This window comes from Mycobacterium sp., from assembly GCF_032162605.1.
Lineage (GTDB): Bacteria > Actinomycetota > Actinomycetes > Mycobacteriales > Mycobacteriaceae > Mycobacterium.
The window spans coordinates 1-13377 of sequence record NZ_JAVROT010000138.1 but is presented as its reverse complement, the minus strand read 5'-3'; the positions used below and the strand labels follow the sequence as shown (position 1 = coordinate 13377).

At 65.2% G+C, this 13377-nt stretch carries 13 protein-coding genes and 2 pseudogenes; 14 read left to right on the top strand and 1 reads right to left on the bottom strand.

The window, feature by feature from the left end; translation table 11 throughout:
* From QOI01_RS08430 to QOI01_RS08365, 14 genes and pseudogenes are all read left to right on the top strand, one after another.
* Positions 1-344, top strand: a pseudogene (locus QOI01_RS08430) (hypothetical protein); the annotation flags it as partial.
* 95 nt (positions 345-439) lie between these two features.
* Positions 440-1360 (top strand): universal stress protein, encoded by a 921-nt coding sequence (locus QOI01_RS08425; protein ID WP_526379832.1) that lies wholly within the window; start codon positions 440-442, stop codon positions 1358-1360.
* 57 nt (positions 1361-1417) lie between these two features.
* Positions 1418-2668, top strand: coding sequence for an arginine deiminase (locus QOI01_RS08420; protein ID WP_526379830.1), 1251 nt, complete (start codon positions 1418-1420; stop codon positions 2666-2668).
* Positions 2669-2671: 3 nt separating this feature from the next.
* A complete protein-coding gene (gene argF / locus QOI01_RS08415; RefSeq protein ID WP_526379828.1) occupies positions 2672-3715 on the top strand; it encodes an ornithine carbamoyltransferase in 1044 nt (347 codons plus the stop codon).
* A gap of 1 nt (position 3716) precedes the next feature.
* On the top strand, positions 3717-4691 hold the full coding sequence (locus QOI01_RS08410) for a carbamate kinase (RefSeq protein ID WP_526379826.1): 975 nt from the start codon (positions 3717-3719) through the stop codon (positions 4689-4691).
* Positions 4688-5326, top strand: a complete 639-nt coding sequence (locus QOI01_RS08405) for a DUF5994 family protein (RefSeq protein WP_526379825.1) — start codon at positions 4688-4690, stop codon at positions 5324-5326. The genes QOI01_RS08410 and QOI01_RS08405 overlap by 4 nt, the downstream gene beginning before the upstream one ends.
* 39 nt (positions 5327-5365) lie before the next feature.
* Positions 5366-7975: a magnesium-translocating P-type ATPase gene (gene mgtA / locus QOI01_RS08400; protein ID WP_526379836.1), complete on the top strand. Its 2610-nt coding sequence runs from the start codon at positions 5366-5368 to the stop codon at positions 7973-7975.
* Between the two features lie 247 nt (positions 7976-8222).
* On the top strand, positions 8223-9104 hold the full coding sequence (locus QOI01_RS08395) for a universal stress protein (protein WP_526379823.1): 882 nt from the start codon (positions 8223-8225) through the stop codon (positions 9102-9104).
* Positions 9105-9876: 772 nt separating this feature from the next.
* A complete protein-coding gene (locus QOI01_RS08390; protein WP_526379821.1) occupies positions 9877-10098 on the top strand; it encodes a hypothetical protein in 222 nt (73 codons plus the stop codon).
* Between the two features lie 5 nt (positions 10099-10103).
* Positions 10104-10562 (top strand): pyridoxamine 5'-phosphate oxidase family protein, encoded by a 459-nt coding sequence (locus QOI01_RS08385; protein WP_526379819.1) that lies wholly within the window; start codon positions 10104-10106, stop codon positions 10560-10562.
* Positions 10563-10668: 106 nt separating this feature from the next.
* On the top strand, positions 10669-11229 hold the full coding sequence (locus tag QOI01_RS08380) for an acyl-CoA dehydrogenase family protein (protein ID WP_526379817.1): 561 nt from the start codon (positions 10669-10671) through the stop codon (positions 11227-11229).
* Positions 11230-11272: 43 nt separating this feature from the next.
* Positions 11273-11497, top strand: a complete 225-nt coding sequence (locus QOI01_RS08375) for a hypothetical protein (protein WP_526379815.1) — start codon at positions 11273-11275, stop codon at positions 11495-11497.
* A gap of 105 nt (positions 11498-11602) precedes the next feature.
* The gene (locus tag QOI01_RS08370) at positions 11603-11800 is read left to right on the top strand and encodes a hypothetical protein (protein ID WP_526379813.1); all 198 of its coding nucleotides are present in this window, start codon (positions 11603-11605) and stop codon (positions 11798-11800) included.
* Between the two features lie 373 nt (positions 11801-12173).
* Positions 12174-13166 (top strand): Acg family FMN-binding oxidoreductase, encoded by a 993-nt coding sequence (locus tag QOI01_RS08365; protein WP_526379834.1) that lies wholly within the window; start codon positions 12174-12176, stop codon positions 13164-13166.
* A gap of 9 nt (positions 13167-13175) precedes the next feature.
* Here QOI01_RS08365 and QOI01_RS08360 read toward each other — a convergent pair.
* Positions 13176-13377, bottom strand: a pseudogene (locus tag QOI01_RS08360) (GNAT family N-acetyltransferase); the annotation flags it as partial.

Here is a 13377-nt window from a genome sequence, read left to right as displayed (position 1 = left end):
TCACCTACCTGGTGAACCTCACCGTGATGACCGTGGCCATCGCGTACCTCTTCTCCGCGCTTGCCCAACTCACCTACCTGGTCTCCCGTCGCCGACGGGTTCAGGGCTGGCGGCTGGCGCGCGACCTCGCGGTGGCCGGAACGGGCGTCGTGTTCTCGATGTGGGTGACGTTCGCCGCCGGGTACCAGGTCGTTTACCAAGGGCTCGTCGTCATCCTGGCGGGCCTGATCCTGTACGCATTCTTGAACGCGCGCCGTCAGCGTCTCGGCGAGACGAGCGAGCCGGTGGAATTCTCCCCAGAGCTGCCTCCTGCCGACCCCACCCCAGAAGCGCTCGTCGCGTGAGACTCTCGGCAGAATTCGAGACCGGCCAGCTCCCCAACGCCGGCGTGCTGACTCCGCCTAACAGCGGCGCGAGCCACCCGGAGGGAAACTCGTCCATGACACCGCAAGCATCCACCGCCCCGATCGTCGTGGGGATCGACGGCTCGCAAGCCGCCATCGATGCGGCGCTCTGGGCGGAAGACGAAGCCGTGAGCCGAGGTGCGCCTCGACGCTTGGCGCACGTCATCGCCCTAGACGACGAAGACACCGATCTCGACGAGGGACCAGCCGAAATCGCCAGGGACTGGCCGGAGACCGAATACGGCAGGGTGGCCCTACGTGCCGCCGCCAACCCCGTCCGGGACGCCGGCAAGCCGATTTCGGTCCAAACCCAAGTCCTCTGGGGTGAAATCGGTCCGACCCTGATCAGGGAATCGGAGCACGCGACGATGCTGTGTGTCGGCTCAACGGGTATCGCACCGGTGTGCCCGCACACGCTCGGTTCGATCGCTGCTACGGTGGCCGAGCACGCCCACAGTTCCGTTGCCGTCATCCGAGCTTCCCACTTGACACCGACGTCGGCAATAGACGGGATCGTCGCGGTCGTCGACAACACCTCCCGACACCGGGCCGTCGTCGACTTCGCGCTCGATGAAGCGCATCTGCGTCGTGCACCCATCGTCGCCCTGGGTGTCTCGCGTCGCGACCACCAAGGAATCCACTTCGATGAGCTCGACCATCGGGTTGCGTCCTGGCGGAAACGTCGCCCTCAGGTGCACATCTATCCGGTTACGGTCCCGACTGACGTGACGGGGTTCCACGCCGAGCACGGCGAGCTTTCCGTCCAGCTGGTCGTCTTGGGTGCCGACGATGCCGCACACACCCGCGATCGTGGGACCGCACCGCCAGACGCGCAAGCTGCACAATCGTTGCTCGGTTCTCGTCGTTCGCGGCTGACGGGCGCAGCGATGAGTAATGCAGGTGCGGAACGTGCAGGTGCCGAACGTGATTGGCCCCGCGCCCCTCACCGAGCGTGAGCGCTACCCGCGGCACAACAGTGCCGCGTTCAGTCTTAGTCGAAAGGTCATTTCGTCATGACACACATGTTGGGCGTGGAGTCCGAGGTCGGGCAGCTGCGGCGCGCGATCGTGCACCGCCCGGGTCTGGAGTTGACCCGGCTGACGCCGCGTAACTGCAACGAGCTGCTGTTCGATGACGTGCTGTGGGCGGATAAGGCACGTGAAGAACACGACACCTTCACCCAGGTGCTGCGCGATCAGGGCGTCATCGCCCATCACTTCCTGGATCTGTTCGCCGAGACCCTCGCCGTACCAGAGGCGAAGGCCTTCGTGCTCGACCGTGTCTGCAGTGTCAGCCGGGTCGGGCCCACGCTGATGGCATCCGTGCGCGCGATGGCTGAGGATGTCGACGTCCAAGCGCTGGCCGATCTGCTCATCGGTGGCATCACCAAGTCGGATCTGTCCCCCGTGCGCGCAGGCAGCCTGCGTTGGCAGACCCTCGCGCTGGACGACTTCATCCTGACACCGGTACCGAATACCATGTTCCAGCGCGACAATTCGGCGTGGGTGTATGGCGGTGTCTCCATCAACCCGATGGCCAAAGCCGCCCGGCAACGGGAGTCGATTCATTCCCGCGCCGTGTACCGATACCACCCGTTGTTCGCCGGCGCGGCGTTCCCGACCTTCTACGGTGATGACGACGACGACCATCAGCCCGCCACCTTGGAGGGCGGCGACATCCACGTCCTGGGCCGGGGCGCGGTGCTGATCGGGATGGGCGAACGCTCCACCCCGATGGGAGTGGAGATCTTGGCCCGCGAGCTGTTCAGACACCGCGCCGCCACCCAGGTCATCGCCGTGGAGTTACCCAAGTCGCGGGCTTTCATGCACCTGGACACCGTGCTGACGATGATCGATACCGCCACCTTCGTGCGCTACCCGGACCTGGATCCGGCCGGCTTGCGCACCTGGGTGATCACCCCGGCCGACCCGGAGGAGGTCAGCGGACACGACACCGGCGGGCTGCACGTCGAATCTCGAGACGACCTGTTCGCCACGATCGCCGATGCGCTCGGCGTCGACGAGGTCCTCGTCCTCGCCGCCGACGAGGACGCCCGCGCCGCCGAACGCGAGCAGTGGGACGACGCCAACAACTTCCTCGCCGTGGCCCCCGGCGTCGTGATCGGCTACGAACGCAACACCGTCACCAACCGGATGCTCGAGCAGCACGGCATCAAGGTCCTGCCGATCCCGGGCAGCGAACTCGGTCGAGCACGTGGGGGCGCCCGATGCATGACCTGCCCGATCCAGCGCGACGGGATCTGACCCATGACGACCCGACGCCACCCCGGCTCGCTGCTCAAGGAACTCGAGCTGGACAAGAAAGAGTTCCTGTCCCTACTGGATCTGGCCCGACAGCTCAAGAGGGTCAAAGCGCAGGGCACCGAAGTCCCGCAGTTGGCGGGCAAGAACATCGCGCTGGTCTTCGAGAAGGCCTCTACACGCACCATGTGCGCGTTTGAAGTCGCCGCCTACGACCAGGGCGCGCATGTCACCTACCTTGGCCCGAGTGGCTCGCACATCGGCAGCAGCGAATCGATCGCCGACACCGCCCGGGTCCTTGGCCGCATGTTCGACGGAATCGAATTCCGCGGCTTCGCGCAGGCCAGCGTCGAGCAGTTGGCCGACCATGCCGGCATTCCGGTCTGGAACGGGTTGACCACCGAATGGCATCCCACCCAGATGCTGGCCGACATCCTGACCATGACCGAACACCACGACGGCCCGCTGGAGGAGATCGCCTACTGCTTCCTGGGCGACGGTCACAACAACGTCGCCCGCTCGCTGCTGATCACCGGCGCCCTACTGGGCATGGATGTTCGCATCGCGGCACCCCGGGAACTGTGGCCGCCCGACGACGTCGTCGACGCCGCACGAAGTTTGGCGATCGACAGTGGTGCCCGTGTCCTGGTCACCGACGACGCCGCCCGCGCAGCGAAAGGCGTCAACTTCGTCTACACCGACGTGTGGGTCAGCATGGGCGAGTCCGACGATGACTGGGCCACTAGGGTTCCCGGGCTGTTGCCGTATCGGGTGACCGGAGCGTTGATGAAGTCCACCGGACGAGATGACACCAAGTTCCTGCACTGCCTGCCCTCGTTGCACAACACCGACACCGACGTCGGGCGCCGCCTACACGATCAGTTCGGGCTCGACGGAGCCGAGGTCACCGACGAAGTCTTCGAATCACCGGCCTCGATCGTGTTCGATCAGGCCGAGAACCGGCTGCACACCATCAAAGCCGTCATGGTCAACGCGTTCGCGGGTGTCGATTCTCCCGTAGGCGCCCATGCGCTGAGCAACGGGGGTTGACGTGCGGATCGTCGTCGCCCTCGGAGGTAATGCGTTGTTGCAGCGCGGCGAAAAGCCTGATGCCGCTGTCCAATTGCGGCATCTGCACACTGCGGCCCAGGTGCTTGCCCCGCTGGCGCACGAGCACGAACTGTTGATCTGCCACGGCAACGGGCCTCAGGTCGGCATGCTCGCGTTGGAAAGCGAAAACGACTCCGCCCTGTCGCGGCCCTACCCGCTGGATGACCTGGTTGCCCAAACCCAGGGCATGATCGGCTACTGGCTGGCCCAGTCGCTGCACAACGCAGGCGTCGGAAAGTCGATTCTGAGCATCGTCACCCAAACCGAGGTCGACCCGGCCGATCCGTCGTTCACGACGCCGACCAAATTCGTCGGCAGCAGCTATCCGCGTGAACAAGCGCGGGCCCTGGCGGCTGAACACGGCTGGCGCATCGCCAAGGATGGGCAATGCTGGCGGCGGGTCGTGGCCTCACCGGAGCCGCGGCGCATCGTCGAACAACGAGTCATCGCCGATCTCTTCACGGCGGGAACCGTGGTGATCTGCGGTGGCGGGGGTGGTGCCGCGGTCACCTCCGACGCCGACGGGCGGCTCACCGGAGTGGAAGCGGTGGTCGACAAGGACTACGTCGCGGCATTGCTCGCCGTGGTCGTGGGCGCCGACCGGTTGCTCGTCCTCACCGATGTTCCCGCGGTGATGCGGGACTTCGGGACGCCGCAGGCCGCGCCGCAGGCCCACCTCGACCTGGAACAGCTGCTCACGATGACCTTCCCTGCAGGATCGATGCAGCCGAAGATCGAAGCCTGCCGACGGTTCGTCGCCGCCACCGGACACCCGGCCAGCATCGGCGCGCTCACCGACACCGCAGCACTGCTCGCAGGCACTATGGGCACCATGATCACACGCGGCATCCACGCCGGCGTCAACGGCGCGGCGGTCCGCGCCGGAGCCTCCGACCAGAAGGGAACCAGTCAATGACGGATAGTTTGGGAGCCAGCAGGGCGGTCGGCAGCGACGCAGCGGAGTCGCGGTTGCAGCTCAAGTCCCACGCGCCCGCCTCGGCGTATCTCGACGGCGCGTGGTGGCCGCGGTCAGTGGAGTTGGCGGCCGAACAGCCCGCATTGGTCGAGGCCTTGTCCGATCGGCTCGGCGAACTGGCCGTCGTGGGCTACCACCGCAATGCGTGGACGCAGGCGCCGCCGCAGATGCAGATCGAGCGCGGGACTGCCCAACTGCAGGCCTTCACCTCCGACGAGCCGGCCACCGTCATCCTGATCGGCCACGACCGTCGCCGCGTCACCCTGCGGGTCATATCACCGCAGGCCACCGAGACTGTCGCCCGACAGGAACTCGACGCCGCGTCGAAAGACCTCGGCGATACCCCTCCGGCGGACAACCGGGCCGAACAAGTCGTCGCCCGATCGGTGACCGAGGTGGCTGCCCAGTTGGCCCGTCACGAGGGGCGCGCCGACCCTGAGCGCACCGCGGCGATCGCACGGTGGTATCAGGAGGCCGCTCAACAGTTCGTCAATGCACCGGTGCAGACTTTCGTGCCGATCCTGGTCCATCACCTGGTCCGCAACCGTATGGGCGTATCCCAAACAGCGATCTGACGGAGGCGCTGTGTGATCACCAATCACCCCCCTTCAGAGGTGTCCGGCACGTCGTCGGTGTCCCCGGCGTCGCTGAGCGCGGGATGGGCGGCCTCGGCTCCGGTTGAAGAGGTGCTCGCCCGGCTGGACACCTCACCCGACGGTCTCTCGCACGCCCAGGCCGCTTCACGTTTGGCGCGATACGGTCCGAACGCCCTTCGCACGCATCGGGTTAGTGCGATCGCAGTGCTGGGCCGTCAGCTGCGCAGCGCGGTGCTGGGACTGTTGGCGGTCACCGCCGTCGCGTCGTTCTTCCTAGGCGACAGCACCCAAGCGATCATCATCGGCGTCATCCTGGCAGCCAGCATCGGCCTCGGTTTCGTCAACGAATACCGCGCCGAACGCGCGACGGCGGCGTTGCATTCGCGCGTGCATCACAGCGCCGTGGTGCGCCGCGACGGGCACTTCATAAAGGTCGACGTCACCGATCTGGTGCCCGGGGACGTGATCCGGCTGGCACTCGGCGAAACCGTGCCGGCCGACGTCCGATTGATCGAAGTCACCGAACTGGAGTGCAACGAAGGCATCTTGTCCGGCGAGTCATCGGCATCGGAGAAGTCAATAAGCCCAGTGAATTCTGCTGCTGCACTGTCTGATTCGACGGATCTGGCATTCATGGGCACCATCGTCAGCGCCGGCGAAGGGGTCGGCGTGATCTATGCCAGCGGCGTCGACGCCCAGTTCGGCCGCATCGCCGCCGGCCTCGGTGTGCGTCAGCCGGAGACCGACTTCCAGGCCGGATTGCGCCGATTCTCCTATCTGCTGTTGTGGGTCGCAGTGACGCTGACGATCCTCATCCTTGCCACCAACCTGCTGCTTGGCCGCCCGGTCATCGACTCGGTGTTGTTCGCGCTCGCGATCGCCGTGGGGATCACCCCACAATTGCTTCCCGCGGTGGTCAGTACCAGCCTGGCGACCGGATCGCGGCGCCTGGCCAAGCTCAAAGTGCTAGTCAAACGACTGGTGTGCATCGAGGACCTCGGTGACATCGACGTGTTGGTCACCGACAAGACCGGCACGCTGACCGAGGGCCGCATCACCCTCGTGGACGCCGTCGACCCCAACGGCGTCCACGCAGACACGGTGCTGAGGACGGGTCTGCTCGCCACCGGCGTGGACTCCGACTCCGGTGCAGTGAGTGCCAACGAGATGGACTCTGCACTGTGGAGGTGTGCCGACGCAGCCCGTCTGATCACCTGCACCGTCCACCGCATCGCCACGCTGCCGTTCGATCACACCCGCCGCGCCATGTCGTGCGTGCTCGATGACGGCGGCGGCCGCCTGCTCCTGGTGAAAGGCGCACCCGAGCAGGTGATGGCCAAGTGCGTAGCAGTGCCCGACGCGGCGCAGCGAACGCTGACTGCGCTGTTCGCCGACGGGCGGCGTGTGGTGGCGGTGGCCAGTAGGGCGGCACCCGGGATGACGACCATCGCGACCGGCGACGAGGAGGGCCTGCACCTGGAGGGCTTTCTGGTGTTCGCCGACGAGCCGAAAGTCGCCGCACGCGATTCGCTGACACAGCTGGCCGCCTTGGGCATCGCGGTCAAGGTCGCCACCGGCGACAATCCACACGTCGCGGAAAAGGTTTGCAGCGACTTGGGTTTGATATCCAAGGGCACGATCATCGGCGCTGAGATGGAGGCGCTCGACAACGACGCGTTCGACGATGCCGCGCAGAACCACACCATCTTCGCCCGAATCTCACCCGAACAGAAGGCGCGGCTGGTCGTCTCGCTGCGTCGCACCGGCCGATCGGTCGCCTTCCTCGGCGATGGCGTCAACGACGCCCTGGCGCTACATGCCGCCGACGTCGGGATCTCCGTCGACACCGCTACCGATGTCGCCAAAGACGCCGCCGACGTGGTGCTGCTCGAAAAGGATCTCGGCGTGCTCGCCGCAGGCGTCGCAGAGGGCCGGCGCATCTTCGCCAACACCATCAAGTACGTCCTCATGGGGACCTCAAGCAACTTCGGCAATATGTTCAGCGCGGCCGCGGCGTCGGCCGTGCTGTCATTCCTGCCGATGTTGCCCAGTCAAATCCTGCTCAACAACTTGCTCTACGATTCCTCGCAACTGGCGATCCCCACCGACAACGTCGACGCCGAGCAGCTGCACGCGCCCTCGCACTGGAACATCGCCTTCATTCGCCGGTTCATGCTGACCTTCGGCCCGATCAGCTCGCTGTTCGACTTCATGACCTTCGGGTTGATGCTCGGTGTCCTGCATGCCGGGCCGGTTGAGTTCCGCACCGGATGGTTCGTGGAATCCCTTGCCACCCAGACACTCATCATTTTCGCGATCCGCACCAGACGGGTGCCCTTCATCCAGAGCCGACCTGGCCTCGTCATCACCGCGGCCACCTTCTCCGTCGTCGCCGTTGGCATCGCGATCACCGTCTCCCCGATCGCGCACAGCCTGGGTTTCACCACGCTGCCTTGGCAGTTCTTCACCGCACTGGTGGTGCTCACCGTCGCGTATCTGATCCTCGTCGAGATCACGAAGAAGGTGTTCTACGCCGACCCGATGCATCTGGCGGGCACGCCCCAACGCACCCGCGGGCGCGAACACCGCATCCACCGCCGCGCCGCCCGCTTCAGCCACGGCGGCTGAATGACTCCCCGCACGACTCTGTCCACGACACACCCGAACGCGCACCGGTCGGGTCGGGTGACGTGCGACCCGGCGCCACCAACGAAGTTGCTGCGAGCTCATCATCGCGACGCACCGACTAGAACGAGGTATCAACGTCCGGTGATGAGGAGCGCCGTCATCTCGCCCCGGCCAGGTGCGGGCGAAATCGTTCTGGCCGAAGCCCAAGATCATGAGAACTTCAGCCAAACATCAAGGAGGACATGACATGCACCGCAACACGGAGCCCGAACCGATCGTCGTCGCCGTCGACGGCTCGCCGCATTCCGACGCCGCCGTTGAATGGGCGGCCCGCGAGAGTGTTCTGCGCCATGCATCCGTCGCGCTCGTCCACGCCATCACACCCATGCCAGGCAGCTTGGCCGACGCGGCGGCCAGATCCAAGGTAGACCGCTGGTACAAGGACAACGCGAACACCGTCGTCGCGGCCGCCGAAGCGACATTTCGAGCCGCGCACGGCCAATTACGTGCCGTCGACGTCCAAACCACCGTCCTCGAGGCGCCCGTTCTACCCGCTCTCATCGACATGTCGGCCAGGGCACAGCTCATCGTCGTCGGCAGCCGTGGCCAAGGACCCATCGGTCGGCTGTTGATGGGTTCGGTCAGCACCGGTCTGGTCCATCACGCGCAGTGCCCGGTTGCCGTGATCCCGCTGGACGAGACCCGCAACGCACCCGATCGCCACCCCGTCCTGCTTGGTGTCGACGGAACGGCAGCCTCCGAAGGCGCGATCGCCCTTGCCTTCGACGAGGCGGCGCGACGGTCCGCTGACCTGCTGGCCCTATACGCATGGAGCGACGTCGGCGTTCTGCCCATCATCGGCGGGTGGTACGACTACGAGACCGACGCCACTAACCTGCTGGCCGAACGCCTCGCCGGGTGGCGGGAGAGGTACCCCGACGTGCGTGTCGCCCGACGCGTTGTCTGCGACGTCCCGGCACATGCACTGTTCGTCGAGGCTCGGTACTCGCAGCTCGTAGTGGTCGGAAGCCGAGGACGCGGAGGTTTCGCCGGACTTCAACTGGGCTCAGTGGCCTCCGCGGTAGTGCACACGTCGCCCGCACCCGTCATCGTTGTTCGGGGCCGCTGATGACTCCCGCAAGCAGGCGGTTTAGGGGCCGAAGATGAACTGTTTACGCTGTTCAGGCGCCTGCGAACCGGTCAGATTGGACTCGTTGGGGCCTCAAAGCTCGAGGCCGTCGACTTCGAGGGACATGTCTGCTTCCTGGGCGGCGGCCAAAGCCCGTTCGTATCCGAAGCGGAAGGTGCGGGCTCTGGCGACCTGCCGTTGCCAGGCGGTCGTGAAAGTCGTTCTCGGGCGGGCTTACCCGTCACCTCACGATCTGCCGATCCGAAGCGCGATGCGGGGGACCGCTGCCGGTTTAGCGTCGAGAAGCGAGAAGCTTGAGCACGCGCCACATACAGGTTGGCTCACCCGTCTTGGTGCCAGCCATGAGTCGCCACAGTCGACGCACACCAGTGCGAGACCGGTGGGCGACAAGCGTGCGACTGTCAATGCTCCACCCGTGCGAAGCGCGTCGAGGAACGCCGACGATGGTGTCGTCGGGCGAGCTAGGTACGGCGTTGGCGTCGGTCAGCCCGACGCGCTAGCGATCTGCGTTGCCACTTCACCACCGGTCGTCGCAAGGCCGATCGCGGCGGCACCGATAGCGGCGCCGTGTGCTATGGCGTGGGAATGACAGCGTGCTGCTGGTACTGGGGAGAGGCCCCTCGACTGGTCGGTCACTGAAAGATCGCCGACCGGGACTGACCGTTCGCGCGGTGACGGCAGGGTCACTGGGCCTCCATCTTCGGGACCTATGCCCCTTCCGCGATACTTGTAGACGGCAGATAGTGTGTTTATGGAGCAGTTGACAATGCTGAATGCGGGGTTCCTCCAAGCCGAGCACGCCGACCGTCACGTAAGCCTCGTGTTCGGCATCATCGGCGATTTAGACGATGCACCCGATGTCGACGAACTCGCGAATGGCATCGAGCGGGCAATCGCACGCTCAACTGCCATCAGCGCGAGCCACTGGCGCTCCACCCCCGTGGGGACTCTCACACTGGCGCAAGGAGGTTGATCACAATGTCGAAGGGCCAAGAACTTGAGGACCTCAACCGCAGGCAGTGTCTGGATCTATTGCAAGGGGTGCGGGTGGGTCGCCTGGTTTTCACCGAGGACGCTCTGCCGGCGGTGCAGCCGGTGAACTTCCGGCTCTGGCGCAACGACCTGGCGATCCGGGTTGCCGGTGGGGCCAAGCTGGCCGCCGCCGCCCACAACGTCGTCGTGGCGTTTGAGGCTGATGAGTTGGATCCTGACCTGCGCACCGGCTGGAGTGTGACTGTCGTCGGCCACGCTCAGCCGATTACCGATGTGAACGAGTTGGTAGAACTGTCGGGAACGTTCTTGCAGCCGTGGGTTGACGGCCGGCGTGATCATTTTGTGCGTATCAGGACTGAGAAGATGACCGGGCGCCGGTTCCGTGAAAGCGGACTACCGCAGTACCGGGGTGCGACCGGGGGCACGACCACCGTGTCGTCCTGAGGGGCCGGGATGGCCGTGATCGGACGCCGCGACCACGGCATTCCACTCGACCTGCAGGTAGGCGATCTGTCGTCGTTCAGGCGGGTCACCGCGGTCCGATTCTCAATTGTCCGCACCGAATCCGACCTGTGAAATTCTCGGCGCCTTTGCGCTGACCGAACCCAACCACGGCTCCGACGTGGTTGCGTTGGAAACGCGGGCGCGGCGCCAGGGTGACGAGTGGGTGCTGGACGGGCAGAAGCGGTGGATCGGTAACGGCACGGTCGCCGACGTGGTGGTCGTCTGGGCCCGGGACGATGACGGCCAGGTCGGTGCTTTCGTCGTGGAACACCCGGACGGCGCGCAGCACCCGGTCCCCGGCTATCACGCCAGGAAGATCGTGGGTAAAGCGAACCGCGGCGTGTGGCAGGCCCAGATCCGCCTGGACCGGGTGCGGGTGCCCGCAGGTGCCAGTCTGGCGAAATCCCGGACCTGGGACGACACCAACTATGTGCTGGCCAAGTCCCGGCAGACCGTGGCCTGGGAGGCTCTGGGCCACGCGGTCGCCGCCCATGAGCCCGCACTCACTTATTCGCTGCGACGCGAGCAGTTCGGCCGTCCACTGGCCCGGTTCCAGCTGATCCAGGACAAGCTCGCGGACATGCTCAGCGACATCACCGGCATTTAATTGATGTGCACCAGGATGTCGCAGCTGCAGGCCCAAGGGGCGGGTGTCGATCGAACACGCCGCTGGCCAAGCTGAACACCGGTTGACGGAGCCCGCCGGGTCTGCGCGATGGCTCGGGATATCCTGGGCGGCAACGGGATCCTGCTCGATCACCACGTCGCCCGGCACCACGCCGACATCGAAGCTGTTCGACACCTACGAGGGCACCGACTCCATTCAGTCCCTGATCGTCGGACGCGCGATCACCGGCCTCAACGCCTTCCGATGAGCACCACACAGGGGACGGTTCGAGGGCATGGGGTCAACATAATCGGAACAGAAACCCACCCGGACAAGTTCGACGCCGTCGCAGGTCCTTGCCGAAGTTGAGGACGTGCTGGGAAGAATCGACTCCGCGATCGAGAACGCCAACACGTACGTTGAAAAGGTGGTGCTTCCCAGGCGGCCGCAAGCCAACCGTGATGTTAAGAGTGCAGAGGCCGACGAGAGGGAAAAACTACAGGCTGCGCTTGACCAGCTCGCGGACAAGCTCTCCAAACCAGAATTCGTCGAAGATGCGAGTCCCGCGTGAGTCGCTCTCAATCAGGAGTGCAGCAGCGAAGGCGTACCACCTTATGGCTCGCCTGCCCGTCGCGAGCCCGCGCTGCGAAGTCTTGTTGCGCGACATGCCTGTCGTATCGCTGTGGGACATCAGCGTCGCTGCCCAACTACGAGCGCATCGCCAAGAGCTGACGTGACGTGATTGTTAGCTACTCCGACCTGAAAAACTCTGTGGCGTCCCTGAGATGGGGTGTCCGGACGAAAAGATGGCCTCAACCCCGGCGGATTCGGTCATGGGATATCAAATCCTCATTTCAGAGGACTTGAGCCTCTAGTAGCGCTGTCTCGGCGTGGCGATTGTGGAAGGACTGGAGCAGTTGTTGAGCAGAAGGATGGTGGTTCACATGAGCGCACATTTCCCGGACAAGGAGACGATTCGCACGGCGCTGTCGCTGGCGACCCGCGCGCCGTCGGTCCACAATTCCCAACCCTGGCGCTGGCGGGTCGGCCCACGCAGTGTGCACCTCTTTGCCGACTACGATCGACGCCTGCCCAACACTGACCCAGACAACCGGGACCTACTGCTCAGTTGCGGTGCGTCGCTGAATCATTGCGTCGTCGGCTTGGCTGCTCTGGGTTGGCAGACAAAGATCCACCGTCTCCCCAATCCCGGTGACGATGGGCACCTGGCCGCCATCGAACTTCACCGGTGCACGGCCGCCGAGGTCGACGTTGCGTTGGCGGCGGCGATTCCACGGAGGCGCACCGATCGCCGGCACTACAGCTCATGGCCGGTGCCACTCGGCGACATAGCTCTGATGGGCGCTCGGGCTGCGCGCGCGGGTGTCACGCTGCGCCGAGTGGAGGCGGTCACCGAAATCTCGCACCTGGTGGCTCAGGCTGCACGGCGGCACGCAACCGATTACGAGTACTTGAGCGAGCTGACCACATGGAGCGGACGGTACCGCTCGAAAGCCGGAGTTCCCGCGCGGAACACACCAAAATCTGATCCAACCGCTGCGTTGCCCGGCCGCGTGTTCGCCGGGACGGCCCTGGCTCAGCCACCCGATGCGGAATCGGCTGACGACAACGCCATTGTGGTGGCGCTCGGGACAAGCGACGATGATCAAATGGCGCGTCTGCGCGCCGGTGAGGCTGCCAGTCTGGTGTTGCTTACGGCGACAGCATTGGGCCTCGCGAGTTGCCCGGTCACTGAGCCATTGGAAGTCGCCCAAACCCGGGAGGCGGCGCGAGCAACTATCTTCGGCGCCGGCGATTATCCGCAGATTCTGTTCCGTATCGGTTGGGCGCCAGTGAATGCTGATCCGCTGCCGTCGACCCCGCGGCGCACCATGTCGGAGGTCGTAAGGCGCCTTGATGGCTCTGCATTTGACTAGCAGCGCGATTCATTGCCCGAGTTCCGCGAGGTTGACGTCAACCCGTAGCTCGGAACCGTCAGCATGTATGGTGCACGGCCACCCGGCATCTGACATCACCTTGCGCATCAAGTAGTTCTCCGTGAGGACGTCGGCCACCAGACGATCCAGTCCGTTGTCGCGGGCGATTTGTCCAAGTCGGCCAAGCAACACGGTTCCCACGCCTCGCATA

Excerpts from the sequence above, each read along its gene's own strand:
- QOI01_RS08425 (WP_526379832.1), top strand. The coding sequence starts at position 440 with ATGACACCGCAAGCATCCACCGCCCCGATCGTCGTGGGGATCGACGGC.
- QOI01_RS08420 (WP_526379830.1), top strand. The coding sequence starts at position 1,418 with ATGACACACATGTTGGGCGTGGAGTCCGAGGTCGGGCAGCTGCGGCGC.
- argF (WP_526379828.1), top strand. The coding sequence starts at position 2,672 with ATGACGACCCGACGCCACCCCGGCTCGCTGCTCAAGGAACTCGAGCTG.
- QOI01_RS08405 (WP_526379825.1), top strand. The coding sequence starts at position 4,688 with ATGACGGATAGTTTGGGAGCCAGCAGGGCGGTCGGCAGCGACGCAGCG.
- QOI01_RS08395 (WP_526379823.1), top strand. The coding sequence starts at position 8,223 with ATGCACCGCAACACGGAGCCCGAACCGATCGTCGTCGCCGTCGACGGC.
- QOI01_RS08390 (WP_526379821.1), top strand. The coding sequence starts at position 9,877 with ATGGAGCAGTTGACAATGCTGAATGCGGGGTTCCTCCAAGCCGAGCAC.
- QOI01_RS08385 (WP_526379819.1), top strand. The coding sequence starts at position 10,104 with ATGTCGAAGGGCCAAGAACTTGAGGACCTCAACCGCAGGCAGTGTCTG.
- QOI01_RS08365 (WP_526379834.1), top strand. The coding sequence starts at position 12,174 with ATGAGCGCACATTTCCCGGACAAGGAGACGATTCGCACGGCGCTGTCG.